The 23,730-nt window shown below is 73.3% G+C and carries 27 protein-coding genes; 12 read left to right on the forward strand and 15 right to left on the reverse strand.

The window, feature by feature from the left end; translation table 11 throughout:
- Positions 1-148: 148 nt before the first annotated feature.
- The gene (locus ACTMTU_RS20210) at positions 149-514 is read right to left on the reverse strand and encodes a YybH family protein (RefSeq protein ID WP_441264891.1); all 366 of its coding nucleotides are present in this window, start codon (positions 512-514) and stop codon (positions 149-151) included.
- A gap of 99 nt (positions 515-613) precedes the next feature.
- Here ACTMTU_RS20210 and ACTMTU_RS20215 point away from each other — a divergent pair, with 99 nt between their 5' ends.
- Positions 614-1,540, forward strand: coding sequence for a LysR family transcriptional regulator (locus tag ACTMTU_RS20215; RefSeq protein ID WP_441264892.1), 927 nt, complete (start codon positions 614-616; stop codon positions 1,538-1,540).
- Here ACTMTU_RS20215 and ACTMTU_RS20220 read toward each other — a convergent pair.
- The 3 genes from ACTMTU_RS20220 to ACTMTU_RS20230 all read right to left on the reverse strand — a co-directional run bounded on the left by ACTMTU_RS20220 (position 1,521) and on the right by ACTMTU_RS20230 (position 4,511).
- Positions 1,521-2,807 (reverse strand): HRDC domain-containing protein, encoded by a 1,287-nt coding sequence (locus ACTMTU_RS20220; protein WP_441264893.1) that lies wholly within the window; start codon positions 2,805-2,807, stop codon positions 1,521-1,523. The two genes, ACTMTU_RS20215 and ACTMTU_RS20220, sit on opposite strands and share 20 nt — an antisense overlap.
- Before the next feature lie 79 nt (positions 2,808-2,886).
- Entirely contained in the window at positions 2,887-3,549 is a 663-nt protein-coding gene (locus tag ACTMTU_RS20225) for a helix-turn-helix transcriptional regulator (RefSeq protein ID WP_005310513.1), read from the reverse strand.
- A gap of 266 nt (positions 3,550-3,815) precedes the next feature.
- Positions 3,816-4,511 carry a DUF3000 domain-containing protein gene (locus ACTMTU_RS20230; protein WP_441264894.1) on the reverse strand — a complete coding sequence of 232 codons (696 nt, stop codon included), beginning with the start codon at positions 4,509-4,511 and terminating at the stop codon, positions 3,816-3,818.
- A gap of 92 nt (positions 4,512-4,603) precedes the next feature.
- On the opposite strand from ACTMTU_RS20230, the gene hemE reads away from it, so the two are divergent.
- Positions 4,604-5,665: a uroporphyrinogen decarboxylase gene (gene hemE / locus ACTMTU_RS20235; protein ID WP_441264895.1), complete on the forward strand. Its 1,062-nt coding sequence runs from the start codon at positions 4,604-4,606 to the stop codon at positions 5,663-5,665.
- Between the two features lie 58 nt (positions 5,666-5,723).
- On the opposite strand, the gene ACTMTU_RS20240 is transcribed toward hemE, so the two are convergent.
- From ACTMTU_RS20240 to ACTMTU_RS20250, 3 genes are all read right to left on the reverse strand, one after another.
- Positions 5,724-6,221 carry a hypothetical protein gene (locus ACTMTU_RS20240; protein WP_441264896.1) on the reverse strand — a complete coding sequence of 166 codons (498 nt, stop codon included), beginning with the start codon at positions 6,219-6,221 and terminating at the stop codon, positions 5,724-5,726.
- A 100-nt stretch (positions 6,222-6,321) separates the two neighbouring features.
- Positions 6,322-7,701 (reverse strand): FAD-dependent oxidoreductase, encoded by a 1,380-nt coding sequence (locus tag ACTMTU_RS20245; RefSeq protein ID WP_441264897.1) that lies wholly within the window; start codon positions 7,699-7,701, stop codon positions 6,322-6,324.
- 28 nt (positions 7,702-7,729) lie between these two features.
- On the reverse strand, positions 7,730-8,689 hold the full coding sequence (locus ACTMTU_RS20250) for a DUF4349 domain-containing protein (protein ID WP_441264898.1): 960 nt from the start codon (positions 8,687-8,689) through the stop codon (positions 7,730-7,732).
- Positions 8,690-8,819: 130 nt separating this feature from the next.
- Here ACTMTU_RS20250 and hemG point away from each other — a divergent pair, with 130 nt between their 5' ends.
- Positions 8,820-10,247 carry a protoporphyrinogen oxidase gene (gene hemG, locus ACTMTU_RS20255; RefSeq protein ID WP_441264899.1) on the forward strand — a complete coding sequence of 476 codons (1,428 nt, stop codon included), beginning with the start codon at positions 8,820-8,822 and terminating at the stop codon, positions 10,245-10,247.
- A gap of 4 nt (positions 10,248-10,251) precedes the next feature.
- On the forward strand, positions 10,252-10,965 hold the full coding sequence (gene hemQ / locus ACTMTU_RS20260; protein WP_189471656.1) for a hydrogen peroxide-dependent heme synthase: 714 nt from the start codon (positions 10,252-10,254) through the stop codon (positions 10,963-10,965).
- A gap of 79 nt (positions 10,966-11,044) precedes the next feature.
- Here the strand turns inward: hemQ and ACTMTU_RS20265 are convergent, their stop codons facing one another.
- The 6 genes from ACTMTU_RS20265 to ACTMTU_RS20290 all read right to left on the reverse strand — a co-directional run bounded on the left by ACTMTU_RS20265 (position 11,045) and on the right by ACTMTU_RS20290 (position 18,150).
- Complete coding sequence (locus ACTMTU_RS20265) at positions 11,045-12,646, reverse strand: alpha/beta hydrolase (protein ID WP_441264900.1); 1,602 nt, start codon at positions 12,644-12,646, stop codon at positions 11,045-11,047.
- A 127-nt stretch (positions 12,647-12,773) separates the two neighbouring features.
- Entirely contained in the window at positions 12,774-13,733 is a 960-nt protein-coding gene (locus ACTMTU_RS20270) for a TIGR04222 domain-containing membrane protein (protein WP_441264901.1), read from the reverse strand.
- 5 nt (positions 13,734-13,738) lie between these two features.
- Positions 13,739-15,400 (reverse strand): DUF692 domain-containing protein, encoded by a 1,662-nt coding sequence (locus ACTMTU_RS20275; RefSeq protein WP_441264902.1) that lies wholly within the window; start codon positions 15,398-15,400, stop codon positions 13,739-13,741.
- A 145-nt stretch (positions 15,401-15,545) separates the two neighbouring features.
- Entirely contained in the window at positions 15,546-16,334 is a 789-nt protein-coding gene (locus tag ACTMTU_RS20280; RefSeq protein ID WP_441264903.1) for a DUF4142 domain-containing protein, read from the reverse strand.
- Positions 16,335-16,637: 303 nt separating this feature from the next.
- Positions 16,638-17,123, reverse strand: coding sequence for an excalibur calcium-binding domain-containing protein (locus ACTMTU_RS20285; protein ID WP_441264904.1), 486 nt, complete (start codon positions 17,121-17,123; stop codon positions 16,638-16,640).
- Positions 17,124-17,211: 88 nt separating this feature from the next.
- A complete protein-coding gene (locus tag ACTMTU_RS20290) occupies positions 17,212-18,150 on the reverse strand; it encodes a GlxA family transcriptional regulator (RefSeq protein ID WP_441264905.1) in 939 nt (312 codons plus the stop codon).
- Positions 18,151-18,359: 209 nt separating this feature from the next.
- Here ACTMTU_RS20290 and ACTMTU_RS20295 point away from each other — a divergent pair, with 209 nt between their 5' ends.
- Genes ACTMTU_RS20295 through ACTMTU_RS20310 form a run of 4 tightly spaced genes read left to right on the forward strand, consistent with a single transcriptional unit; the run spans position 18,360 to position 19,682 of the window.
- A complete protein-coding gene (locus ACTMTU_RS20295; RefSeq protein WP_441264906.1) occupies positions 18,360-18,512 on the forward strand; it encodes a hypothetical protein in 153 nt (50 codons plus the stop codon).
- A complete protein-coding gene (locus ACTMTU_RS20300) occupies positions 18,509-18,970 on the forward strand; it encodes a hypothetical protein (RefSeq protein WP_441264907.1) in 462 nt (153 codons plus the stop codon). Before ACTMTU_RS20295 ends, ACTMTU_RS20300 begins: the two co-directional genes overlap by 4 nt.
- Before the next feature lie 2 nt (positions 18,971-18,972).
- Positions 18,973-19,260: a hypothetical protein gene (locus ACTMTU_RS20305; protein ID WP_441264908.1), complete on the forward strand. Its 288-nt coding sequence runs from the start codon at positions 18,973-18,975 to the stop codon at positions 19,258-19,260.
- The gene (locus ACTMTU_RS20310; RefSeq protein ID WP_441264909.1) at positions 19,257-19,682 is read left to right on the forward strand and encodes a DUF6010 family protein; all 426 of its coding nucleotides are present in this window, start codon (positions 19,257-19,259) and stop codon (positions 19,680-19,682) included. Before ACTMTU_RS20305 ends, ACTMTU_RS20310 begins: the two co-directional genes overlap by 4 nt.
- Positions 19,683-19,715: 33 nt before the next feature.
- Here ACTMTU_RS20310 and ACTMTU_RS20315 read toward each other — a convergent pair whose 3' ends face one another.
- Entirely contained in the window at positions 19,716-20,150 is a 435-nt protein-coding gene (locus ACTMTU_RS20315; protein WP_441264910.1) for a DUF6892 domain-containing protein, read from the reverse strand.
- Positions 20,151-20,226: 76 nt separating this feature from the next.
- The gene (locus ACTMTU_RS20320; protein WP_441264911.1) at positions 20,227-21,087 is read right to left on the reverse strand and encodes an aminoacyl-tRNA hydrolase; all 861 of its coding nucleotides are present in this window, start codon (positions 21,085-21,087) and stop codon (positions 20,227-20,229) included.
- Positions 21,088-21,158: 71 nt separating this feature from the next.
- Here ACTMTU_RS20320 and ACTMTU_RS20325 point away from each other — a divergent pair, with 71 nt between their 5' ends.
- The 4 genes from ACTMTU_RS20325 to ACTMTU_RS20340 are packed head-to-tail and all read left to right on the forward strand — an operon-like array spanning position 21,159 to position 23,647.
- Positions 21,159-21,836 carry an AIM24 family protein gene (locus tag ACTMTU_RS20325; RefSeq protein ID WP_441264912.1) on the forward strand — a complete coding sequence of 226 codons (678 nt, stop codon included), beginning with the start codon at positions 21,159-21,161 and terminating at the stop codon, positions 21,834-21,836.
- A gap of 11 nt (positions 21,837-21,847) precedes the next feature.
- Positions 21,848-22,750: an ATP-binding cassette domain-containing protein gene (locus ACTMTU_RS20330; protein WP_441264913.1), complete on the forward strand. Its 903-nt coding sequence runs from the start codon at positions 21,848-21,850 to the stop codon at positions 22,748-22,750.
- Positions 22,747-23,439: an ABC transporter gene (locus ACTMTU_RS20335; RefSeq protein WP_441264914.1), complete on the forward strand. Its 693-nt coding sequence runs from the start codon at positions 22,747-22,749 to the stop codon at positions 23,437-23,439. Before ACTMTU_RS20330 ends, ACTMTU_RS20335 begins: the two co-directional genes overlap by 4 nt.
- A gap of 10 nt (positions 23,440-23,449) precedes the next feature.
- Positions 23,450-23,647, forward strand: coding sequence for a hypothetical protein (locus ACTMTU_RS20340; RefSeq protein ID WP_356622127.1), 198 nt, complete (start codon positions 23,450-23,452; stop codon positions 23,645-23,647).
- Positions 23,648-23,730 lie beyond the last annotated feature (83 nt).

Below are 23,730 nucleotides of genomic sequence, written 5' to 3' on the forward strand. Positions count from 1 at the left end.
GCGTGCGCTTGCTCGCCCCATGCTACTTGTGGGTAACCAAGCTGCCCACCCCCTGGGCCGGGAGCGGCGAAGGTCACACGTCGCAGGCGGCTGCGCGGAGCCCTTCCCCGCCCCGGCCAGGCGCGAAAGGCCCCGTCCCGGCGGTCGCTCAGTGCGTCGGGGTCACGAACTCCGGCTGGTCCAGCACCCGCAGCCAGCTCCCGTCCGGCTGGCGGCGGGCGACCTGCGCCCGGGCCCCCGCACCGTCCGACGGCGGGGTGGACGTCAGCGCGAGGTCCCCGCTGATCAGTGTGGGCAGCGGCGCCTCGGGGCGGAACGTGGGCGCGTCCGCCAGCACCTTCTCCCACAGGGCCCTGATCGCTTCGCGGCCCACGGTCTGCCGGCCCGGCGGAAAGGCCAGCACCGCGTCCTCCTCGTACAGCGCGGCCACCCCGGCCGCGTCGCCCGCGTTGGAACGTTCGACGAACAGGCGGGTGATGTCCTCGGGGTGCAGGGCCTTCTCGTACTCGGTCATCGCTGCCTCCAGGCTGATCCGGCTTCGGTCCTTCAAGGGTCGGCCCGGCGCGATCAGAAGTCCAACAGATGGTTCCGATGGGAACTAGCATTTCCGGTTATGGAACTCAGGCAGCTCGCATACTTCGTCGCGGTCGCCGAGGAGCGGAACTTCACCCGCGCCGCCGCACGGATGCACATCAGCCAGTCCGGCGTCAGTGCCCAGATCCGCCGCCTCGAGACCGAGGTCGGCGCCGAGTTGTTCGACCGGACGGCCCGAAGTGTCACGCTCACCCCGGCCGGGGAGGCGGCACTCGGGCACGCACGGGCCGCACTGGAGGCAGCCGGTGCCGTCGGCCGGGCGGTGGGGGAGCTGACCGGCCTGATCCGTGGCCGGCTGACGGTCGGCATGGTGGCGGGGTGCACCGTCACCCCGTTCTTCGACGGACTCGCCGCCTTCCACCGGGCGCACCCGGGCGTGGAACTGCGTCTGCTGGAGGACAACTCGGACCGGCTGATCGAGGCCGTACGCGCGGGCGGCGTGGATCTGGCGCTCGTCGGGACCGCGGCCCCGGCGGTCGAGGGCCTCGACACATGGACGGTGATCAGCGAGCGGCTCGTCGTCGCCGTCCCCCATGACCACGCTCTCGCGCGGTGCCGCCGGGTCACACTGCGGGAGGCGGCGGCCCACCCGCTCGTCTGCATGCCGCCGGGCACCGGCCTGCGCACACTGCTCGACAACGCCTGCGCGGAGCGGGGGATCGAACCCCGGATCGCGCTCCAGGCGAGCGCCTCGGACGCCGTCGCGGACCTCGCCCGGCGCGGACTCGGTGTCGCGGTGCTGAGCGAATCCATGGCCGCCGGGTATCAGGACGGACTGACCGCCCGGCTCATCGACGACGTCCGGACATGCGCGCAGCTCGCGCTGGTCCGGCGGCGGACGGGCAACCCCGCGGTGCGGGCGCTGAGCGCCCACTGCCGCGGGGCGTTCACCGGGGCGGCGGGCCCCGCCACGGTGGACGCGGCCGCTACGCCGGGCGGGCCGTGATCGCCCCGGCCAGCAGCGGCGCGACGAGCTGCCGCTGCCACTCACGCGCGCCGAGAGACTCCAGCATGTCGGCCACCGTCGTGACCGTGACCGTCGCGGGCGGCTCCCAGCACACCCGCCGGACGGTGTCCGGCGTGATCAGGTTCTCCTGCGGCATGTTCAGTTCCTCCGCCAGCGCGGAGACCGCCGCGCGCGCGGCGGACAGGCGGGCGGCGGCGGCCGGGTCCTTGTCGGCCCACGACCGCGGCGGTGGGGGACCGTTCAGCGGCTGGCCGGGCTGCGGGAGCTCGGAGTCGGGCAGGGCCTTGGCCCGGTCGACCGCGGCCTGCCACTGCTCGAGCTGACGCCGGCCCATCCGGTGCCCGAAGCCGGGCAGCGCGGTGAGGGCGTGCACGTTCGCCGGCAGGGCGAGCGCGGCCTCGACGATCGCCGCGTCGCCGAGCACCTTGCCGGGAGACACGTCCCGGCGCTGGGCGACCCGGTCGCGCACGGTCCACATCTCCCGTACGACCGCCATCTGGCGGCGGCGGCGCACCTTGTGCATCCCCGACGTACGGCGCCAGGGATCGCGGCGCGGCGGCGGGGGCGGGGCGGAGGCGATCGCGTCGAACTCCTGGTGGGCCCAGTCGAGCTTGCCCTGCCGGTCCAGTTCCTTCTCCAGCGCGTCGCGCAGGTCGACCAGCAGCTCCACGTCGAGGGCCGCGTACCGCAGCCACGGCTCGGGCAGGGGCCGGGTGGACCAGTCGACGGCGGAGTGGCCCTTCTCCAGGGCGTAGCCGAGGACGCCCTCGACCATCGCGCCGAGCCCCACCCGCGGGAAGCCGCCGAGCCGCCCGGCCAGCTCCGTGTCGAAGATCCGCGCGGGGACCATGCCTATTTCCCGCAGGCACGGAAGGTCCTGGGTGGCGGCGTGCAGGATCCACTCCGTGTCGGCGAGCGCGTCGCCGAGCGCGGAGAGGTCGGGGCAGCCGACGGGGTCGACGAGCGCGGTGCCGGCGCCTTCGCGGCGCAGCTGCACGAGGTACGCGCGCTGTCCGTAGCGGTAGCCGGACGCGCGCTCCGCATCGACGGCCACGGGGCCGGTGCCCGCGGCGAAGGCGGCGATCACCTCGGCCAGCGCGGCCTCCTCGGCGACCACCGGGGGAATGCCTTCACGGGGCTCCAGCAACGGGATCGGCAGCCCTGCGGCAGGGACCTCGTCGTCCGAGGGGGCGCCCCCGGTGGTATGCAGTGTCGTCTCTGCTGCGGTCTCTTGGGCGTCGGTCACGTGTCAAGGGTATCTGTGAACGGAACGCGCCCGTCGACGGAACGTTCCGTCGACGGGCGCGGAAAGAATGTCGGAGGGGTCAGTGGATGATTCCGGTGCGCAGCGCCACGGCCACCATTCCGGCACGGTCACCCGTGCCCAGCTTGCGCGCGATACGGGCGAGGTGGCTCTTGACGGTCAGTGCGGACAGGCCCATGGAGACGCCGATGGCCTTGTTGGACTGGCCTTCCGCGACGAGGCGCAGGACCTCGACCTCGCGGCCGGACAGTTCGCGGTAGCCGCCCGGGTGGCTCGGGGCACCCGGGGGGCGGCGGTGCATGCGGTTCGCCGCGGCGCCGATGGGGGCGGCGCCGGGGCGGGTCGGATGGCCGATGTTGGTTCGGGTGCCGGTGACGACGTAACCCTTGACGCCGCCGGCCAGGGCGTTGCGCACGGCGCCGATGTCGTCGGCGGCGGACAGGGCCAGGCCGTTGGGCCAGCCCGCAGCGCGGGTCTCGGACAGGAGGGTCAGCCCGGAACCGTCGGGCAGATGGACGTCGGCAACGCAGATGTCGCGCGGGTTGCCGACGCGGGGACGTGCCTCCGCGATGGACGACGCCTCGATGACGTCACGGACCCCGAGTGCCCACAGGTGGCGGGTGACGGTGGAACGGACGCGCGGGTCGGCCACGACGACCATGGCCGTCGGCTTGTTCGGGCGGTAGGCGACCAGGCTTGCGGGCTGCTCGAGAAGAACGGACACCAGGCCTCCTGGAAAGGTGCGGGACGGAGCCGGCTCGGGGGATGAAGCCGGGGCGAACCGTGCAGTTGGGTCATTGACCTCTTCGGCACCGAACCCGTCCGCCTTTAGAGAATGATCACGATTTGGTGAGTAATAATCCGGGCAATTCGGACAGGCGATCGATCATCCTACGAGCGAACCGCTCAGGCGGGCGGTCACGGGCGGGGTGAGCCCGCTGCTCCGGCGCACGGCCGCGCCCAGTCTCCCCGCGGCGAGGCCCCCGCCGGTCAGGGCTGCTGGGGGCCGCGGCGCTGCGGAAGGGTCACCACACCCGTCGCGTTGTCCGCCGGGCCCGCCGGGGACGGCGGCAGTCCGGCGATCTGGCAGAGCAGATCGCACCAGGCCGCGAGGTGTGCGGCGGTGTCGGGCGCGCCACCCGGACCCTCGCGGGGCGTCCATGACGCACGGATCTCGATCTGGGTCGCGGGACGCCGGTCGGAGAGTCCTCCGAAATAGTGAGACCCCGCACGGGTGACGGTGCCGCTCGGCACCCCGTACGACAGTCCGCGCGCCTCCAGCGCGCCCGTCAGCCAGGACCAGCACACCTCCGGCAGCAGCGGATCGGCCGCCATCTCCGGCTCCAGCTCCGCCCGCACCAGGGTCACCAGCCGGAAGGTGCCGTTCCAGGCGTCGTGGCCGGCGGGATCGTGCAGCAGCACCAGACGGCCGTCCGCGAGATCGTCCTCACCGTCGACGACCGCCGCCTCCAGCGCGTACGAGTGGGGGGCGAGCCGCTGTGGAGGGCGGGTCGTCTCGACCTCGATCTCCGGCCGCAGTCGTGCCGACCGCAGCGCCTCCACCGCATGACGGAACGCAAGCGGAACAGCATCCGCCTCGGTACCCGGGTCACTGCTCGGTTCGGGATTCCCCTTCTCGTCAGCGCCTTTGGAATGATCGGAAAAATGTCCCTGAGCCGCAGCCATGCGGGGAAGAGTAGGCGGAACGGGGGCTTCGCGCAGGGAGGGACACCCGGGCCGGGGCGGGCACTTCCCGCGCACATGCGAAGATTCAGTGCGTGAGCGCCAACAACCGCCCCCCGGGCCACCAGACGACGTACGACTCCGCTTTTCTGAAGGCGTGCCGCCGCGAGCCGGTGCCGCACACGCCGGTCTGGTTCATGCGTCAGGCGGGCCGCTCACTGCCCGAGTACCTGAAGGTCCGCGAAGGCGTCCCGATGCTCGAGTCGTGCATGCGGCCCGACCTCGTCACGGAGATCACGCTGCAGCCCGTCCGGCGGCACAAGGTCGACGCGGCGATCTACTTCAGCGACATCGTGGTGCCGCTCAAGGCCATCGGCATCGACCTCGACATCAAGCCGGGCGTCGGACCGGTGATCGCGGAGCCGATCCGCACCCGCGCGGACCTCGCCCGGCTGCGCGACCTCGCCCCTGAAGACGTCTGGTACGTCACCGAGGCCATGGGGATGCTCACCGGCGAGCTCGGCGGGACCCCGCTGATCGGCTTCGCCGGCGCGCCCTTCACCCTCGCGAGCTACCTCGTGGAGGGCGGGCCCTCGCGCAACCACGAGAACACCAAGGCCCTGATGTACGGCGACCCGCAGCTGTGGGCCGACCTGCTGGACCGCCTCGCGGAGATCACCTCCGCCTTCCTGAAGGTCCAGATCGAGGCCGGCGCGTCCGCGGTACAGCTCTTCGACTCGTGGGTGGGCGCTCTGGCTCCCGCCGACTACCGGCGCTCGGTGATGCCCGCGTCGGTCAAGGTCTTCGAGGCCGTCGCCTCCTACGGCGTCCCGCGGATCCACTTCGGCGTCGGCACCGGCGAGCTGCTCGGCCTCATGGGCGAGGCGGGGGCCGACGTGGTCGGCGTCGACTGGCGCGTCCCGCTGGACGAGGCCGCGCGCCGGGTCGGCCCCGGCAAGGCGCTCCAGGGGAACCTGGACCCGGCGGTGCTCTTCTCCACGCCGGAGGCGGTCCGGTCCAAGACCCGTGAGGTGCTGGACGCGGCGGCGGGGCTGGAGGGCCACGTCTTCAACCTCGGGCACGGGGTGCTGCCGACGACGGACCCGGACGCGCTGACGCGGCTGGTGGCGTACGTGCACGAGCAGACCGCGCGCTGAGACCGCCCGGACACGCGGCTCGCCGCGGTGCCGGCCGGCACCGCGGCGAGCGGTCGGCTCAGAAGGGGTATTCGCAGTTCTCGGGGTCGTTGCCCGACGCCACGACGCAGTAGTCGAAGCCGCCGTCCCCGTCGACGAGGCCGGCGTTCGCGCCGGTCCGGAGGAAGTCGTTCCCGGTGCCGCCCAGGATGTCGCCGGTGGTCGTCACGCCGCCCACGGTGATGTAGTCGCTGCCGTCGTTGCCGGCGACGACGCCGCTGACGGAGGCGGTCGAGGAGACTGAGACGCGGTCGCTGCCGGCGCCGCCGTTGACGGTGCCCGCGACCGGGCCCGTGATGGTGATGAGGTCGCTGCCGCCGAGGCCGTTGACCGTGTCGCCGGCGCCGACAGCGGCGCAGCGGATGACGTCACTGCCGGCGGTGCCGTTCACGGTCGTGCCCGTGACGGTCCTGCCGTTGACGGTGCACGTGGTCACGGCGTGGGCGGGGGTGCTTATCGCGAGAGGCGCGATGACGAGTGAGGCGGCGCAGAGCGCTCGCGCTGTGTGTCGGATCATGTCAACGAGTTACCCACGGTGATACATGTGGCGCAATTTGTCACTCTGGGTAAATGAGGCCGTTCGGTCGCACCGAGAGGGCGCCCCCGCCCGCCCTCGTCTACGCTCCCGCCCGCACCGCCGCCGACGCCTTGCGTGCAGCCACCAGGACCGGGTCCCAGACCGGGGAGAACGGCGGGGCGTAGCCGAGGTCCAGCGACGTCATCTGTTCGACGGTCATGCCTGCGGTCAGCGCCACCGCCGCGACGTCCACACGTTTGCCCGCGCCCTCCCGGCCCACGATCTGGACGCCCAGCAGACGGCCCGTGCGGCGTTCGGCCAGCATCTTCACCGTCATCGGAGCGGCGGCCGGGTAGTAGCCGGCGCGGCTCGTCGACTCGATGGTCGCCGTCACGTACTGGAGGCCCACCGCGCGGGCGTCCTTCTCCCGCAGGCCCGTCCGGGCGATCTCCAGTTCGCAGACCTTGCTCACCGCGGTACCGACGACGCCAGGGAACGTGCCGTAACCGCCGCCCGCGTTCGCGCCGATGACCTGTCCGTGCTTGTTGGCGTGCGTGCCGAGCGCGATGTGGCGTTCGCGGCCGGAGACGAGGTCGAGGACCTCGACGCAGTCGCCGCCCGCCCAGATGTTCTCGTGGCCGCGGACCCGCATCGCGAGGTCGGTGAGCAGGCCGCCGTGGCGGCCGAGCGGCAGGCCGGCCGCGCGGGCGAGGGACGTCTCCGGTTCGACGCCGATGCCGAGGACCACGACGTCCGCCGGGTGCTCCGCGCTGTCGGTGACGACGGCCCGGACCCGGCCGTCGTTGCCGGTGAGGATCCCGGTGACGGCCGTGCCGGAGACGGTGGTGATGCCCATGCCCGACATCGCCTCGTGCACCAGCCGGCCCATGTCCGGGTCGAGCGTCGCCATCGGCTGCTCCCCGCGGTTGACGACGGTCACCTCGTAGCCGCGCTTGAGGAGCGCCTCGGCCATCTCGACGCCGATGTAGCCGGCGCCGACGACGACCGCGCGCCGGCCCTCGGTGCGCGAGAGGGTGTCCAGCAGGTCCTGGCCGTCGTCGAGGGTCTGGACACCGTGCACGCCGGGCGCGTCGATGCCCGGCAGCGCGGGGCGGACGGGCCGGGCGCCGGTCGCGATCACCAGCTTGTCGTAGCCGGTCCACGATTCGGCGCCCGTCACGACGTCGCGAGCGCGCACCCGGCCGCCCGCGACGTCGATCTCCGTGACCTCGGTGCGCATGCGCAGGTCGATGGCCCGCTCGCGGTGTTCCTCAGGGGTGCGCGCGATCAGTTCGTCGCGCTCGCCGACATCGCCGCCCACCCAGTACGGGATGCCGCACGCCGAGTACGAGCTGAAGTGGCCGCGCTCGAACGCGACGATCTCCAGCTCGTCCGGTCCTTTCGTCCTGCGCGCCTGCGACGCGGCGGACATGCCCGCCGCGTCGCCCCCGATGATCACCAGCCGTTCGGTCGCCGTCATGGGGAACACGCTACGGGGGAGGGGCCGTTCAGTCCTCCCTGACCGGGGGAGCGGCCGGGAGAGGGGCCGGGGGAGCCGTGGGTCCGGCCGGACGCCTGGGCAGCCGGGGCCTTACCAGCCACCGCCACACCGCGTACAGCACCGCGCCCAGCGCCGCGAAGGGAGCCACCGCGCCGACCGCCACCGCGATCCACCGCAACGTCGCGACCAGCGCGTCCCAGCCGCCGCCGAGCGCGTCGAGGAAGCCGGGGCCGTCGTCCTCCTCCCTCGTCTCCTCGCGCTCCTTCTCCGACAGCGTCAGCGTGATCGTCGCGAGCGAGGTGCGGTCCTTCAGCGTCGCCTGCTGCGCGAGCAGGGATTCCAGGTCGGCCTGACGGGTGCTCAGCTCCGCCTCGAGCGTGACGACGTCCGACAGCCTCGTCGCCCGGTCCATCAGCGCCCGCACCCGGGCGACGCTCGCCCGCTGGGTCGCGATACGGCTCTCGACGTCCACGACCTGGCCGGTGACGTCCTTCGCGTCTGCCGTGCGGGACAACAGCTTCCCGGCTCCGGCCAGTTCGGCCAGCACCGCTTCGTAACGCTCCTGCGGCACGCGCAGCACGACGTTCGACGTGACGTGCGTGTCGTCGATCCGCTCGGTGCTCTCGTTCTCCACGTGTCCGCCCGCGTTCGCCGCCGCCCTGCGGGCCGCGGCGAGCGCCTTGGCGGCGTCCTCGACCTCCACCTCGAGCGTGGCCGTGCGGATGACGTGGGCGCTCGGCAGCGCCGACGGCTTCGCGGCGGTGTCACGGTCCGCGCTGTCCTCGGCAGGCGCCCCCGCCGCCTCGTCGGCCGCCTGTCCGGAGCTGGCCGCGCCCTCCGCGTCACGCGCGGCCGGTTTCGCCGCGCTCTGCGCGCCGTCGCCGGAGTCGGAACCGCCTGCGCCGCACCCGGCGAGGCCGAGTGAGGCAGTGAGAAGTAGTACCGCGAACGCACGCCGTGCACGCATACCGGCCCCCCCGGGGATGGGTCGTGAACCTGTCGCACGTTCGACGCCGCGGCCCCGCCGGAGGTTGCCGGTCCAGGGTTCCGAAGCGGTCACGGTCAGGACTCGGAAAGGCGTTTGAGAGAGTTGGACCATGAACGTGGACACACGAGCGCGCCATGTCGTCGTCATCGGCGGCGGCATCGCCGGGCTCGCCGCCGCACACCGGCTGCTCGCCTCCGGCGTGCGCGTCACCCTCCTCGAGGCGACCGGCCGGGTCGGCGGCAAACTCCGGTCGGGCGAGATCGAGGGCGTACGGGTCGACCTGGGCGCCGAGTCGATGCTCGCCCGCCGCCCGGAGGGCACCGCCCTCGCCCGTGCCGTCGGCCTCGGCGACCGGCTGGAACCGCCGGCCACGGCGACCTCGGCGGTCTGGACCCGTGACGCGCTGCGGCCCATGCCGAAGGGCCATGTGATGGGCGTCCCGGGCGACGCGTCGGCGCTCGCCGGGCTGCTCTCCGCCGAGGGCCTCGCCCGCATCGCACACGAGAAGGACCTCGCGCCGACCGCCGTGGGCGACGACGTGGCCGTCGGCGCGTACGTCGCCGAGCGCCTCGGGCGGGAGGTCGTCGACCGGCTGGTGGAGCCGCTGCTCGGCGGCGTCTACGCGGGCGACGCCTACCGCATCTCGATGCGCGCGGCCGTCCCCCAGCTCTTCGAGGCGGCCAGGTCCCACGACTCGCTGCTCGAGGGAGTGCGGGACATCCAGGCGAGGGCGGCCGCGCAGCAGACGGGCGGACCGGTCTTCATGGGCCTCGACGGCGGCATCGGCACCCTGCCGGACGCCGTCGCCGACGCCGTCCGCGCCCAGGGCGGCGACATCCGCACCGAGACGCCCGTCCTCGGCCTGAGCCGCGCCGCGGACGGCTGGCGGGTCCGCACCGACCGCGGGACGCTCGACGCCGACGCCGTGGTCCTCGCGACGCCGGCCTGGTCCGCGTCCGCCCTGCTGGAGTCCGAGTCGCCGGCCGCCGCGGCCGAGCTCGGCCGTGTCGAGTACGCCTCCATGGCACTGGTCACCATGGCGTTCCGGCGCGCGGACGTGGCGGGGATGCCGGCGGGCAGCGGATTCCTCGTCCCGCCGGTGGACGGGCGGACCATCAAGGCGTCCACGTTCTCCTCCAACAAGTGGGGCTGGGTCGCGCGGGGCGCCGGCGATCTGTTCGTGCTGCGCACCTCCGTCGGCCGCTACGGAGAGGAGCAGGCCCTCGAACGCGAGGACGCGGAACTGGTCGACGTCTCGCTGACGGACCTCCGCGCGGCCGTGGGGCTCACGGCCCGGCCCGTCGCCACCGAGGTCACCCGGTGGACCGGCGGACTGCCGCAGTACCCCGTGGGCCACCTCGCCCGTGTCGCCCGCATCCGCGACGAGGTCGCCGGGCTGCCGGGACTGCGGGTCTGCGGCGCCGTGTACGACGGCGTAGGGATCCCGGCCTGCATCGCGAGCGGACAGCGCGCCGCGGACGAGATCCTCGCCACTCCGACCCTGGCGCGGGGCACCGTTCGGGAGGCGGGACAATAGCCGTATGAGTGCGCCAGAAAAGATCCCGAACGCAGGCAAGAAGGCCAAGGACCTCAACGAGGTCATCCGGTACACGCTGTGGTCCGTCTTCAAGCTGCGCGATGTGCTGCCCGAGGACCGCTCCGGTTACGCCGAGGAGGTCCAGGAGCTGTTCGACCAGCTCGCCGCCAAGGACGTCACCGTGCGCGGCACGTACGACGTCTCCGGGCTGCGTGCCGACGCCGACGTGATGATCTGGTGGCACGCCGAGACCGCGGACGAGCTCCAGGACGCGTACAACCGCTTCCGCCGCACCCGTCTGGGCCGCGCACTCGAGCCGGTGTGGTCGAACATGGCGCTGCACCGCCCCGCCGAGTTCAACAAGTCGCACATCCCGGCGTTCCTGGCCGACGAGACTCCCCGCAACTACGTCTCGGTCTACCCCTTCGTGCGCTCCTACGACTGGTACCTGCTCCCCGACGAGGACCGTCGCCGGATGCTCGCCGACCACGGCAAGATGGCCCGCGGCTACCCGGACGTGCGCGCCAACACGGTCGCCTCGTTCTCGCTCGGCGACTACGAGTGGATCCTCGCCTTCGAGGCGGACGAGCTGTACCGCATCGTCGACCTGATGCGCCACCTGCGCGCCTCCGAGGCGCGGATGCACGTCCGCGAGGAGGTCCCGTTCTACACCGGCCGCCGCAAGGACGTGGCGGACCTCGTGGCGGGTCTCGCGTAACCTCGCTCGGCGAACGACCTGACGGCCGGGTTTCCGCTTCCCCGAAGCGGATACCCAGCCGTCCATATGGCCCGGAAGATCAGACGGCGTGCGGCAGCCTCCGCTGCTCCGCCCGCCGGTCCAGCGACACCGGGTCGGGCTCCGGGTGCGGCGCGCACGATGCGCGCCGCACCGGCGTCTCACCCCGCAGCAGATAGTCCTCCAGGTGCTTGTTGACGCAGGTGTTGCTGCCGCCGCCGATGCCGTGCGTCCCCGCGTCCTCCTCCGTGACCAGCACCGAGCCGGCCAGCCGCCGCTGAAGTTCGAGCGCTCCCGTGTACGGGGTCGCCGCGTCCCGCTCCGCCGCCAGGATCAGGGTCGGAGGCAGCTGCCCGGGCTCCGTGCGGACGTCCAGCGGCTGCTGACGGGGCTCCGGCCAGAAGGCGCACGGCAGGTTCATCCACACGTTGTCCCAGGTCTCGAACGGCGCTCGCTTCGCCAGCAGCGAGTTGTCCAGGTCCCAGGTGAGCCAGTCCTCCGGCCACGGGGCGTCGTTGCACTCGACCGCCGTGTAGACGGCGTTGCCGTTCTCCGCCTCCTTCGCCCCGCCGGGCTCGGGCGCGGCCTGTTCGATCAGCGGCTCCGGGTTGCCCTTCAGATACTCCGACAGCGCGCCGGCCCGCAGCGGCCAGTAGGCGTCGTAGTACCCGGCCCCCAGGAAGGCCGCGTGCAGCTGGCCCGGACCCACCGTGCCGCCCGCGGGCTCCCGTTCGAGGCGGGCCCGCACCTCCTCGTAGCTGCGCGCCACGTCCTCGGGGGTCGCGCCGAGCCCGTACTTCCTGTCGTGCTTCGCCACCCAGGCACGGAAGTCGGCCCAACGGCTCTCGAAGGCTTCGGACTGGTCCAGGTTGTTGCGGTACCAGATCTGCTCGGGGTCGGGGTCGACCGCCGAGTCGAAGACCATGCGGCGCACATGGGAGGGGAACATCGTCGCGTACAGGGCGCCGAAGTAGGTGCCGTAGGAGGCGCCCATGAACGTCAGCTTCTTCTCGCCGAGCGCCGCCCTCAGCACGTCCAGGTCGCGGGCGTTGTTCAGCGACGTGTAGTGGCGCAGCGCCGCGCCGGTCCTGTCGGCGCAGCCCTTCGCGTAGGCCCGCGCCTGCGCGATGCGCTCCTTCTTGTACGAGAGGGAGGGGTGCGTCGGGGCCTGCGTGGGGGCCTTGAGGAAGTCCTCGGGCTCCTGGCAGGACAGCGGGGCGGACCGGCCGACACCGCGGGGCGCGTAGCCGACGATGTCGTACGCCTCGGCGATCCGCTTCCACTCGGGCAGGCCGGCCGCCAGCGGGAAGGACATGCTGGAGGCGCCGGGGCCGCCCGGGTTGTAGACGAAGGCGCCCTGCCGCTGCGACTTCCCGCCGCTCGCCCGCACCCGGCTGACGGTGAGTTCGATCCGGCGGCCCGACGGATCGGCGTAGTCGAGCGGGACCTCGACGGTGCCGCAGCGGACCGTGTCGGGCAGCTTCTCGGCGGCGGGGCAGCGGCCGAAGTCGATGCCGGCCGCCGCGGCGCGCTCGGCGGCCACGGCGGTGCCGCGGACGGCGGCGTCGGTGGTCGTCGTACCGCCGGCGGGGGCGACGGCGACCGAGGTGAGGAGCAAGGAACCGAGGCCCGCCACGGCCCCGTACTTCGCGGCTTTTCTCATCGCGTTCCCTTCGTGCGCGGGGCGGCCGGGCGGCGGCCACGGGACGAAAGGGATCTTGGGCAGGGGCGGTTCGTGAAGTAAAGCACCGCCCGGCGGTGTCGGGGCCAATGACCCCGATGCCGTCCCGTCAGGAACTGCTGCCGGAGCCTCCGCCGCAGCTGGAGCCGGAGGAGCCGCCGCAGGAGGAGCCACCCCCTGATCCGCCGCAGCCGGACCCGCCGGACGCGCCGCAGCCGGAGCCGCCTCCCGAGTCGGGAGACGAACCGGCGCACCACACGGCCTCGCCCACGTACAGCGCGGACAGCGACGGGTCACCCGCCCCGCCGCCCGCAGAACCGCGGACCCGGACCGCCGCACCCAGCTGCCGCCGCAGGGCGAAGTCCGGCACGCCGCGCACCCCGTGCAGGGCGACCAGGCCGGCCGGATCCCTTGTCCGCGAGTGCGCCAGGCGGTACGCCGCCAGCGCGCGCCGCCCCGCCGCGGTGACCCGCCGCCGGGCGCGGCCCGCCTGGGTCGCGCCGATCAGCGCGCCCACGATCAGCATCGGGAAGAGCAGGAAGACGAACGGCGACCCCGACCCGCCGGACGTGTCACCGACGAATGCGGCGACCGTGACGACGAACGCCACCGGGAGGCCGATGAAGCAGACCACGCTCTGGACCTTGCCCCACCTCGCGAGCCCCGTGCTGTGGCCGGGCGGCACCATCAGTCCGCGTGCCGCGAGCACGTCACCGAGCTCCTGCACGGCGGGGCTGCGCATGGTGTGGAGGCGCACCGTGTGCAGCGCTCCGTTCGGGGCGAAGGGGAGCACCGAGAAAACGGCACGCTCCACCGGGTCCTGCGCGACCGGCCGCACCACGGACATGACTCCGGGCCAGCCGACGGCGATCCGGCCGTCACTGTGCAGGGCGGTGAGCGCGGCGTCGACGACGCGGCCGGGGCCGCCCGCGAGGAAGGCCGCCTCGTACACGTCGTGGACGTTCGCCGCGCCGTGCGGGGAGACGGGCTGCGCCGCGGACACCCGGATGATCAGGAACAGGGACGACAGGCCGACGGCGAGATGGACGGCGAGCGCGACGATGTCCATGGCGCTCACCTCGCCGCGAGCGCGGCACGGGCCACGCGGACCAGGCGGGTCGCCCCGCGCGGCGGACGGGGGGCACTGCGCTCCTGCCACCACAGGCTCAGCCTTCGCCGGGCGGCGCTGTCCTGCGGGCGTCTGGACGCCAGCAGGTGCTCGGCGAAGTCGAGCGCGTCGCGCCGGTAACCGGCGTGCATGGGGCGGTCCTTGGCGTACGCGAGGAAGGCGGACCGGTAGTCGGTCCCGAGGATCTCGCGCAGCTCGGGCGCGATCTTCGCTACGACGTCGGCGCGCTTCGCGGCGAGTGCGCGGCTCTGCACGCGCAGGCGGCGTGCGTCGAACCCCTCGGGCGCGGGCGTGCCCGCGACGAGCGCGGACAGCAGTGCGGCCTGCGTGAGCGCGACGCGCTGGCGGGCGGGGGGCGGGCCCGCGGTGGGGGTGGCGGCGACGCTGGTGGCTGTGGTGGTGGCCGTGGCCGTGGCGGCGTTGGGGCCGTGCGGGTGGGACCGCTGCGCGGAGCCGTTCCCCTCCCCGCCCCTTCCCGAAACCGGGGCAAGCCCCGGACCCCGTACCGCGCTCCGCGCGGTGCCCTCAAGCGCCGGGCGGGCTGGATTTCGCTCCGCGAAATCAGCCCCGCTGGGGGCACCTCCCACGGCCGCCAGGCCGTAGGGGGAGTTTGAGGCGCGGGGGTCCGGTGGGGGTCCCCCCACGCCGCCGGGAAGGGGCGGAGCCCCCGGTTCGGGAAGGGGCGGGGAGGGGAACAGGCCCGCCGCAGGCGTGCCCGCGCCCCCGCGGCCACCCGCCCCGGCCGGGACCCGCGGAGCCGCGCACCGGCCGGGCGCCCCGGGACCACCCGCCGCCTCCAACGTCGCCCGGATCGTAGCCAGTTCCCGCTCCAGCTCCGAGCTCGCCGGGAAGTCGTCGTCGCGCTCCAGCAGTACTCCCGGCGGGTTCACCCTGGCCCGAAGGCCGGACAGGATGTCCAGGACCGGCTGCGTCACCGGGTGCGCGTGCGTGTCGTGCCAGATGCCGTCGCGTTCGACGCCGCCCGCGACATGGACGTACGCGATCGACTCCACCGGCAGTTCGTCGAGCGCGGCCGACGGGTCCTCGCCGCGGTTGACGTGGTTGGTGTGGAGGTTGGCGACGTCGATCAGGAGCCGTACCCCCGTGCGTTCCACGAGCTCCGCGAGGAACTGGCCCTCGGTGAGCTCCTCGTCGGGCCAGGAGAACATCGCCGCTATGTTCTCCAGCGCCAGCGGCACCGGCAGCGAGTCCTGCGCGATGCGCACGTTCTCGCAGAGCACGGCGAGCGCGTCCCAGGTGCGGGGGACGGGCAGCAGATGACCGGCCTCCAACACGGAGGAGGCGGTGAGCGCGCCGCCCGCCCTCACGAACGCGACGTGCTCCGTGACCAGCGGCGCGTCCAGTGCCTCCGCCCGCTCGGCCAGATCGGCCAGGCGGCGCTCCGACGGTCGGTCGGCGCCGCCGAGTCCGAGCGAGACGCCGTGCGGGACGACGCGGACGCCGCGCGAGCGCAGTCGCAGCAGCGCGGGCGGCAGGTGGCCGGGGCAGACGTTCTCCGCGACGACCTCGACCCAGTCGAGGTCCGGCAGCCGCTCCACCGTGTCCGAGATCTCCGGCCGCCAGCCGATTCCGATGCCGAGTTCCATGGTCCCCTCCTCCACGCCCGACGTGTGACGTGCCAGGGTCATGGCCCCCGCACGAGCGGGTGAATCCGAAGGAGGGGACGTTCAGAGGTTGATTTGAGGTTCCGGCCGCGGACCGGAACCTCCTGCCACGCTCAGGACCGTCCGGTCACCCCGCCGGGACGGGATCCTGCGGTGCCGGGCGGTCGGTGTTGACCGCGGTCGGCGCACCGGGCTGCGGTGACGGCCGTGACGTGAACGACTGGTCCCCGGTCGGTGTGACAGGGGCCGGCGCGGGCGGCAGATTGCCGTCCGGCGGCGGGGGACCGCTCGGGCTGGCCGTGGCGCCCGACGCCGCCTCGTTGGCGATGGCGTCGAAGTCGACCCGGCCGGTCTGCTCGAGCATCGTGATGTGGTCGAGCACCGTCTGGTTGGCGTCCGAGGCGAGCTGGCGGATCAGCGTGTTACGGGTGGTGTGGCGGACCTGCGCGATCAGCGCGAAGACCTTGCCGTGCGCGTTCCGCAGGAGCTGCGCGAACTTCCGCTCGTACTCCTCGCCCTGCGCGGCGGACAGCTCACGCAGCCAGCCCTGCTGCTGCTCGGTGGGCTGGTTCGGCAGCTCGACCCCCAGCTGAGCCGCCACGTTGCGCGCCCGCTTGTCGAGGTCGGTGTGGCCGACGACGAGGTGGTCGCCGGCCGCCTTGACCGCTTCGGTGGGCGCGCGTTCTATCGCCTGCTGCCCGGCGGGCAGTTCCCACAGGCCGGCGAGCCGCACCTTGACCAGGAAGTCGCGGTCGGTGGCCGACAGCGGCCCCCACTGGGTCGCCACGCTCGAGGCGTTCAGATTGTCCTGCCCGGTGCCGGAACGGTCGGCGTAGGACCACACGGGGAACGCGAGCGCCCCGACCGTGACGACCAGGGCCGCGATGATGAGTGCTGTTCCGTTGATGCGCCGCAACAATGTGCCTCCAGAGCCGATGCGTTACACGGCAACCAACCGCCCTGCTGAATGGCCGGTCAGCCCGCCGGCCGCCTGCCGGTCGAACTTAGCCGGTCAAACTACTGGGCGGTACCCGGAAGTACGCAGCCGGGGCCCCGGCTGTTCAACGGCGCGCCCGTCCGGTGCCGGTGAGGCCGCCTGGTGCGCTGCGCGGCCTGTCGCGCTCAGGGACCGGCCGCCCGCGGTCGCCGCGGTCCCGGCCCCACGGGAGGCCGACCACCGCTGCCCGCCGCGGGGTTCGGTCCGGGCGGGCGTTGCCCGTCACCCCCAGTCGCAGCCGGTGCCGTCGTTGTCCCGGTCGAGGTGGCTGCCGTAGCCCGGCTCGCCCCGGCGGACGGGCGCGGCCCCCGCGGCCCGGGCGGCGGCGCAGTTCTCGTAGTACACGTCCGTGTCACCGCCGCTGCCGGAGTCGCTGTCGCCGCTGTCGTAGGGGTCGGCGGTCTCCGTCCTGGTCACCGTCACGGTCACGGTGGGACCGGGTTCGGTGACGGTGGCCTTGGGGGCGGGCGTCGCGGTGGTGGTCGCCGTCGCGGTGACCGTCTCGGTGACGGTCGGGCCGGGGCTCGGCTTCGCGGCCGCCACGGCCGGTCCGGAGTCGTCGGAGGCTGCGGCACCACCGCAGCCGAAGCCGAGCGCCATGATCAGCAGTCCGCCGGCGTAGGTGCGCTTCATCTTCCACAGCGGCCGTTGCGTTCCGGCGGGCACAGGGCCGGGCGGCGGCGGACTGGTGGTGTACCGATTGCTCAAGGTCCCCCCTTGTGCAGATTGTGTGAAGACTCACCGTAGCGGGCGGAGGACCAAAAAGGAGGAAAATCGGAGTAGTTGAATCCGGGCCTCAGCCGAATGTGCGGCGGTAGGTCCTCGGGGAGACGCCGGTGGTGCGCTTGAAGCGGTCACGGAAGGCGGTGGGGGAGCCGAAGCCGACCTGGGCCGCGATGCGTTCGACGGAGTGGTCGGTGGTCTCCAGCAGGTGCTGGGCCCGGCGGATGCGGGCCCGGTGGAGCCACTGGAGCGGGGTCGTGCCGGTCTGTTCGCGGAAACGACGGATCAGGGTGCGGGTGCTGGTCCCGGCGTGGTCGGCTATGCCGGCGAGCGTGAGGTCGCGGGCCAGGTTGTCCCGGAGCCAGGCGAGCAGGGGCTCCAGTGCGGAGCCCTGCGGGGTGGGCGCGTGGTCGTGGACGATGAACTGCGCCTGTCCGCCCTCGCGTTCGAGGGGCATCACGGAGAGCCGGGCGGCGTCGGCGGCGACCGCGGAGCCGTAGTCGCGGCGGATCATGTGCAGGCACAGGTCCAGGCCCGCGGCCGCGCCCGCCGAGGTGAGGATCTGCCCGTTGTCGACGTACAGGACGTCCGGGTCCACCTCGACGTCCGGGTGGGCGGCGGCCAGGAGATCTGCCGCGACCCAGTGGGTGGTGGCCCGCAGGCCGTCGAGGAGACCGGTGGCGGCCAGCGGGAAGGCGCCCGAGCAGATGGAGGCGATGCGCGTGCCGTCCTCGGCGGCGGACCGCAGCGCGGCATGGACGGCGGGGGAGAGCGGGGCCGCGGGGGCGGCGGTGCCGGGCACGATGATCGTGTCCGCGCCCTCGAGCCCTTCCAGTCCCCACGGCGCGCGCAGGGTGAACATGCCGGCGTCGATCTCCGGTTGTTCGGCGCACACGCGGAGTCGGTAGCCGGCGCGCCCGTCCGGAAGCCGGGTGCGGGTGAAGACCTCGATCGGGGTGGACAGGTCGAAGGGGATCACCTGGTCCAGGGCGAGAACGGCGACGGTGTGCATGGCGGGAAAGTACCTCCTCACCGGGCGGTGGTTCCGGCCGGCCGCCCCCTGGAACTCCGTCCCGGTGCAGTTCAGGGGCCGTTCCCGGGAGTTGGCGCTATCTCGTTGAAAGGTGTCACTGATGCCACTGGGAGGCATCGTGGCAGCCGGATAGCTTCGGTGGCGTCTCCGGCGGACGACCGGACCTCCCGCACACGAAGGACCCCTCCATGCATGCCCAGACCGACGTGTCCCACGGCCTCGATCCGCGCGCTGCCACCGCTCTCCACGCGGTGCCGGACGCCGGCGGCTCGGCGCCGGGCGGCGCACCCTCCGGCATGACGCTCGGCCTCGTCCGCGCGGCCGGGGAGCCCCGACAGTGACGAAACTCTTCCTCGTCCTGCATGTCCTGGCCGCCGTCGTGGCCATCGGCCCGGTCACCGTCGCGGCGAGCATGTTCCCCAAGGCGCTGCGCCACGCGCACAGCGGCGAGGGTGACGGGGAGGCGCTCACGACCCTGCGGATGCTGCACCGCATCTGCCGTGTCTACGCGGCCGTCGGCATCGCGGTTCCCGTCTTCGGATTCGCCACGGCCGGCAGCCTCGGCGTCCTCGGCAGCGCCTGGCTGATCGCCTCGATCCTTCTGACCGCCGCGGCCGCCGGCCTGCTCGCCCTGCTGATCCTGCCCGCCCAGGAGGCCGCCCTCGCCGCCGCGCAGGCTTCCGGCCCGGACCCGGCGTCACCGGGCCGCCTCGCGATGCTCACCGGCGTCTTCAACCTGCTGTGGGCCACGGTCACCGTCCTGATGATCATTCGCCCCGGCTCCACCACAGGAGTGTGACCGTGACCCTGCGGCCCCTGCGTATCGCCGCCCTCGCCGAGCTCGTCTCACTGGTGGTCATGACGGCCAACCTCGCCACCGTCCATCTCGGGCCCGTCTCCTCCCTGCTGGGGCCCACCCACGGCTGCGCCTACTTGTTCGTCGTGGTCGCGACATGGCGCCTCCACCGGGCCACGACCCTCACCAAGGCCGCTGCCGTCGTCCCCGGCATCGGCGGCCTCCTCGTCCTGCGGCGGCTCGACCGCCCCGGCACCGTCCGCCCGAACCCCGAGAAGGCGACCCGGCCATGACCTACCTCTCGCCGATCCTCGTCGGCGTCCTCTACGCCCTCGCGATGTCCCTGATCCGCGAACCGCACCGACGCCGCTTCAACGCGATCATGGTGGCGGGGGCGGGTGCCGCCTATCTGAGCGGCGGCGGCCTCGGCGGCTGGGAGTTCCTCGCCACCGCCGTCATCACGTACGTCGCCTACCGGGGCCTGGAATCCTGGACGTTCATCGGCGTCGCCTGGCTGCTGCACACCGCCTGGGACCTGGTCCATCACTTCAAGGGCAACCCGATCGTGCCCTTCTCCCACGACTCGTCCCTGGCCTGCGCGGTCTGCGACCCCGTCATCGCCCTGTGGTGTCTGAGGGGCGGCCCCTCATTGATCGGCCTCGTCCGCGGCCGGACGGCGCGTCCCCGCACCGCGGAGCACGCACCACCTTCGTAGGCGAAGACCCGACCCCCCGGGGCCGCCCGGGCGTCAGCGGGCGGCGATGCCCCGGGCCGCGAGAATCTCCAGCGCGCCGGGGACCATGTGCTCCAACTCGCGTTTCCCGGTGAAGAGCTTGAGATTCGGCAGCAGGTCCAGGTCGTCGAGGCGACGCACGTCGAAGAGGTCGTCCTCGCCGTCCCAGACCGGGGCGCACTCCATGAAGACCTGGTGTCCGCCGTCGAAAGTCAGCTCGTCCACGGTGGCGAGCAGCTCCGCCGGTATGTCCAGGTCCTCGAAGTACGTCCGGGCCTCGTCCAGCACCGTGTACTCCAGCTCGTTCTCCTCGACGTAGGCGGCGAGGTCCGCGACCCCGCGCGCCCGCATGTGCTGCTCCAGGCTGAACGCCGGGGACAGCGTCTCGTCCCAGTACATGAGCTTCTCGACGACGAGGAGCTTGAAGTTGAAGTCACGAAAGACCGTCATGGCTCACGTATATCAGCGGGCGCCGACAGCCCCGCCGCCCAACCCGTGATCGGCCCGACCGGGACCGGCCGGTGCCCTAGGCGCGCTGCCCGCCGCGGAGCGAGGGATGGTCGGCCACGACGGTGCACGAGCCGGGAGCGATCTCCGTGAAGCCCGCGTCGCGCACGACCGGCAGCCCGCTCTTCGTGAGTGCCGGCCAGTCCGCCGGGTCGGCGGTGCGCACGGAGAGGGCGAAGCCCGATTCCCGCCATGCCTCGCGGTCCGCGTCCGACAGTTCCCACCAGGCGAGTTGGGCTCCGTGGCCGGCCTGGGCCATGGCCTTGCCCGCGGACATCTCCAGCTCCGGGCTCAGCCAAAGGACGGGACGGGTCCGGTCGGGGGCGGCGGGCGGGTGGGGGTCGTCGAGCTCCGTCCCGGACACCTGGAGCTTGGCCAGTTCCTTCGGCCAGCCGTCCAGCGGCACCGGCGGGAAGACCCGCACCTCTGCCGGAGCCGCTGCCGGTGCCGACGCGGGTCCGGCGGCCGCGTCCGCGGCGTCTGCCGCGACGGCCGGGGACGTCCCGGTCGCGAGGTCCGTCGCGGTCGCCCCGCCGGACCCGGCCGCCGGGCCGCCCGCGCCCGTCACCGTGATCCCCGGGAGCGTGCCGGCCTTGCGCCACTCCGCGCCGCGGGCCCTGCGGACGACCTTGCGGATACGGGCGTCCTGCCAGTCCCGCACGGCCCGCGCCCACTCGCCCTCGCCGGTGGAGCGCTCGTCGGCGAGGATCTCGAGGACCGCTCGCGCGGCGGTCTCCAGTGCGTCGGTACGGGACGGCGGCCCCGACTTCTCCATGCGCACCACCAAAGGCAGGACGAACTGCGGTGCCGCGTCACGGGACTCTGCCCGGTGCCTGAAGGGACTGTCGGACCGGATTTCACGGAGGTCTTCGCTGCTCACGCCGCCAGTCTGCCAGCCGCCCGCCGTGGGGTTGTTGGCGGAACGGGGCCCTCCGGGCGACGATGCACCCCATGAAGAGCGATCTTTTCTCCACAGAGAACATGGCACAGCAGGCCACCGTGCCCGGAATGACGCTGCAGAACGCCAAGTCGATCAAGTACGCGGTCAACGGCGAGATGCACGCGCGGCAGGGCTCGATGATCGCCTTCCGCGGAAATCTGCAGTTCGAGCGCAAGGGCCAGGGGATCGGCGGCATGCTGAAGCGCGCCGTCACCGGCGAGGGTCTGCCGCTGATGGCCGTGCGCGGCCAGGGCGAGGCGTGGTTCGCGCACGAAGCGGCCAACTGCTTCATCGTCGACATCGAGCAGGGCGACGCGCTCACCATAAGCGGGCGCAACGTGCTCTGCTTCGACGCGACGCTGTCGTACGAGATCAAGACGGTCAAGGGCGCCGGCATGACCGGCGGCGGCCTCTTCAACAGCCTCTTCACCGGCTACGGGAAACTGGGCGTCATCTGCGACGGCAGCCCGATCGTCATCCCCGTCAGCCACCAGCAGCCGGTCTTCGTCGACACGGACGCCGTCGTCGGCTGGAGTGCCCAGCTGCACACGTCGCTGCACCGTTCGCAGTCCGTCGGTTCGATGATCCGCGGCGGTTCGGGCGAAGCGGTGCAACTCAAGCTGGAGGGCGAGGGTTTCGTCATCGTCCGGCCCAGCGAGCTCACCCCGCAGAAGGCGACACAGAACTGAAGCTCCGGCAGGTGGGCCGTCGTTACGGCCTCGGCGGGCCCTGGGTGCTGCGCGGGGTCGACCTCGACCTGCGCCCGGGCGCCCTCGTCCGTGTCGAGGGTGCCAACGGGAGCGGCAAGTCGACGCTGCTGAGGCTGCTCGCCGGCATCGACGCGCCCTCCGAGGGCCGGATCACCGGCCGACCCCGCACGGCCTACGTCCCCGAACGCTTCCCCGCCGCCCTGCCGTTCACCGCGGTCGGCTATCTGACGCATCTGGGCCGCATCCACGGACTGGGGCGGCGGGCGGCGGCCGCCGGTGCCGCCGAGTGGCTCGAACGCTTCGGGGCCGCGGCGTACGCCCGTACGCCCCTCGGTGAACTGTCCAAGGGCACCAGCCAGAAGGTCGCCGTGGCCCAGGCGCTCCTCGCCGGCCCGGAACTGCTCGTGCTCGACGAGGCATGGACCGGCCTCGACACCCCGGCGCGCGAGCAGCTCGACCTCGCGGTGGCCGAACTGGTCACGGCCGGCGCCGCGGTGGTGCACGTCGACCACGACCCCCGGCGGCCGGCCGAGGCGGCCGACGCGGTGTTCCGCGTACGGGACGGCCGGGTCGAAGAGCTGTCGGCCGACGGTCCGTCGCGCGCCGGGCGGGAGCCGGGCCGGTGGGCGCGGATCGTGGCGGTCGGCCGCCCCGGCGCACCGCTGCTCGACGGGCTGCCCGGAGATCCGGAGGCCGTCGCGGGAGAGGGCGGCGGCACCGTGTTCACCGTCCCGGCCGGGCACTCCGACGCCCTGCTGCGGGCGCTGCTCACCGCCCGGCCGCCGTGGCACATCCGGCACCTGGAGGGTGCGGTGGAACCGGTCGCGAACGCCTCCGCGACGGCAGCTGCAGCGACGACCGCGCGCCCGACAGGACCCGGCACGACGACATGACGGCACTTCTGCGCTACCACACCGCGCTTCTCCTGCGCTCCCAGCGCTGGCTGCCGCCCGTACTGCTCTACGGCGCCTTCCTGGCCGTCGGCGTCCAGGGCGGTGGACCGGTCCTGGACTCCCTCGGATATACGGCCGCCGCGCTGCTCCCGGTCACCGCGTGGCTCGTGCGGATCTGCGCCACGCAGGAGCCGCCGGCCGCGCGGAGCGTGACGGCGGCGGCCGCCGGCGCGCCCCGGGCGCACCTGGCCTCACTGCTTGCCGCCGCCCTGTGCGCGGCGGTCCTGGGCACCGTCGCCGTGATCGTCGTCGCGCTGGTCAGTGCCCCTTCCGGCGCCGCTCACCAGGTGGCGGTCCCGCGGCCGGCCGCGGCCGGGGCGGGGCTCGTCGCCGGCGCCGTCTGCGTCCTGCTCGGACTGGCGGTCGGGGCGCTCTGCACCCGGCCGCTGCTGCACGCGCGGGGCTGGTCACTGGCGGCGACGGTCCTGCTGGCGCTGCTGGCCCTGGTCAGCGGTGGATCTCCGGCGAGGTACGCCGTCACCGGCCTGGTCACGGGATCACGGAACGGCGTGGTGACACTGCCGCTGCTGCCGCTCCTCGCGGCGGCGCTGATCGCCGCCGCGGCAGCCGGCGTCGCGTCCGTGCTGGCGCCGCTTCGGGGTGCGGACGGCGGCAGAGCCGCGAGCTAGAGTCGAATACATGGACGAGTATGAGCCGTACTGCGAGACCCCGGAGAGGGAGGCGGCAGGGCAGGAGGCCCGGACCCGGGCCGAGGGGCCCTTCGCCGAATGCGTCCTGTGCCGTGCGCCGACCGAGTACCCGGAGACGGTCAAGGGCGCGACGCTGTGTCCCGTGTGCGAGTGGCGGGAGGCGGAGCGCACGGCCTGCTCCGGCTGACCGCGTGACCCGCGAACCCCTTTGACCGCCGGGCCGAGTGCCCCGCCTGCGGGCGGGGCGGTCCGGGTGCCTGCGCGGGCAGC

The sequence above is a fragment of the Streptomyces sp. OZ13 genome, from assembly GCF_052068155.1.
In the GTDB taxonomy this organism is placed as follows: domain Bacteria; phylum Actinomycetota; class Actinomycetes; order Streptomycetales; family Streptomycetaceae; genus Streptomyces.

Bases quoted from the DNA above. Each gene is read 5' to 3' on its own strand.
- ACTMTU_RS20295 (WP_441264906.1), top strand. From the start codon at position 18,360: ATGCATGCCCAGACCGACGTGTCCCACGGCCTCGATCCGCGCGCTGCC.
- ACTMTU_RS20325 (WP_441264912.1), top strand. From the start codon at position 21,159: ATGAAGAGCGATCTTTTCTCCACAGAGAACATGGCACAGCAGGCCACC.
- ACTMTU_RS20275 (WP_441264902.1), bottom strand. From the start codon at position 15,400: ATGGAACTCGGCATCGGAATCGGCTGGCGGCCGGAGATCTCGGACACG.
- ACTMTU_RS20250 (WP_441264898.1), bottom strand. From the start codon at position 8,689: ATGCGTGCACGGCGTGCGTTCGCGGTACTACTTCTCACTGCCTCACTC.
- ACTMTU_RS20265 (WP_441264900.1), bottom strand. From the start codon at position 12,646: ATGAGAAAAGCCGCGAAGTACGGGGCCGTGGCGGGCCTCGGTTCCTTG.
- ACTMTU_RS20230 (WP_441264894.1), bottom strand. From the start codon at position 4,511: ATGGCTGCGGCTCAGGGACATTTTTCCGATCATTCCAAAGGCGCTGAC.
- ACTMTU_RS20315 (WP_441264910.1), bottom strand. From the start codon at position 20,150: ATGACGGTCTTTCGTGACTTCAACTTCAAGCTCCTCGTCGTCGAGAAG.
- ACTMTU_RS20215 (WP_441264892.1), top strand. From the start codon at position 614: ATGGAACTCAGGCAGCTCGCATACTTCGTCGCGGTCGCCGAGGAGCGG.
- ACTMTU_RS20290 (WP_441264905.1), bottom strand. From the start codon at position 18,150: ATGCACACCGTCGCCGTTCTCGCCCTGGACCAGGTGATCCCCTTCGAC.
- ACTMTU_RS20340 (WP_356622127.1), top strand. From the start codon at position 23,450: ATGGACGAGTATGAGCCGTACTGCGAGACCCCGGAGAGGGAGGCGGCA.
- ACTMTU_RS20210 (WP_441264891.1), bottom strand. From the start codon at position 514: ATGACCGAGTACGAGAAGGCCCTGCACCCCGAGGACATCACCCGCCTG.
- ACTMTU_RS20240 (WP_441264896.1), bottom strand. From the start codon at position 6,221: ATGATCCGACACACAGCGCGAGCGCTCTGCGCCGCCTCACTCGTCATC.
- ACTMTU_RS20245 (WP_441264897.1), bottom strand. From the start codon at position 7,701: ATGACGGCGACCGAACGGCTGGTGATCATCGGGGGCGACGCGGCGGGC.
- hemQ (WP_189471656.1), top strand. From the start codon at position 10,252: ATGAGTGCGCCAGAAAAGATCCCGAACGCAGGCAAGAAGGCCAAGGAC.
- hemG (WP_441264899.1), top strand. From the start codon at position 8,820: ATGAACGTGGACACACGAGCGCGCCATGTCGTCGTCATCGGCGGCGGC.
- ACTMTU_RS20270 (WP_441264901.1), bottom strand. From the start codon at position 13,733: ATGGACATCGTCGCGCTCGCCGTCCATCTCGCCGTCGGCCTGTCGTCC.
- ACTMTU_RS20335 (WP_441264914.1), top strand. From the start codon at position 22,747: ATGACGGCACTTCTGCGCTACCACACCGCGCTTCTCCTGCGCTCCCAG.
- ACTMTU_RS20310 (WP_441264909.1), top strand. From the start codon at position 19,257: ATGACCTACCTCTCGCCGATCCTCGTCGGCGTCCTCTACGCCCTCGCG.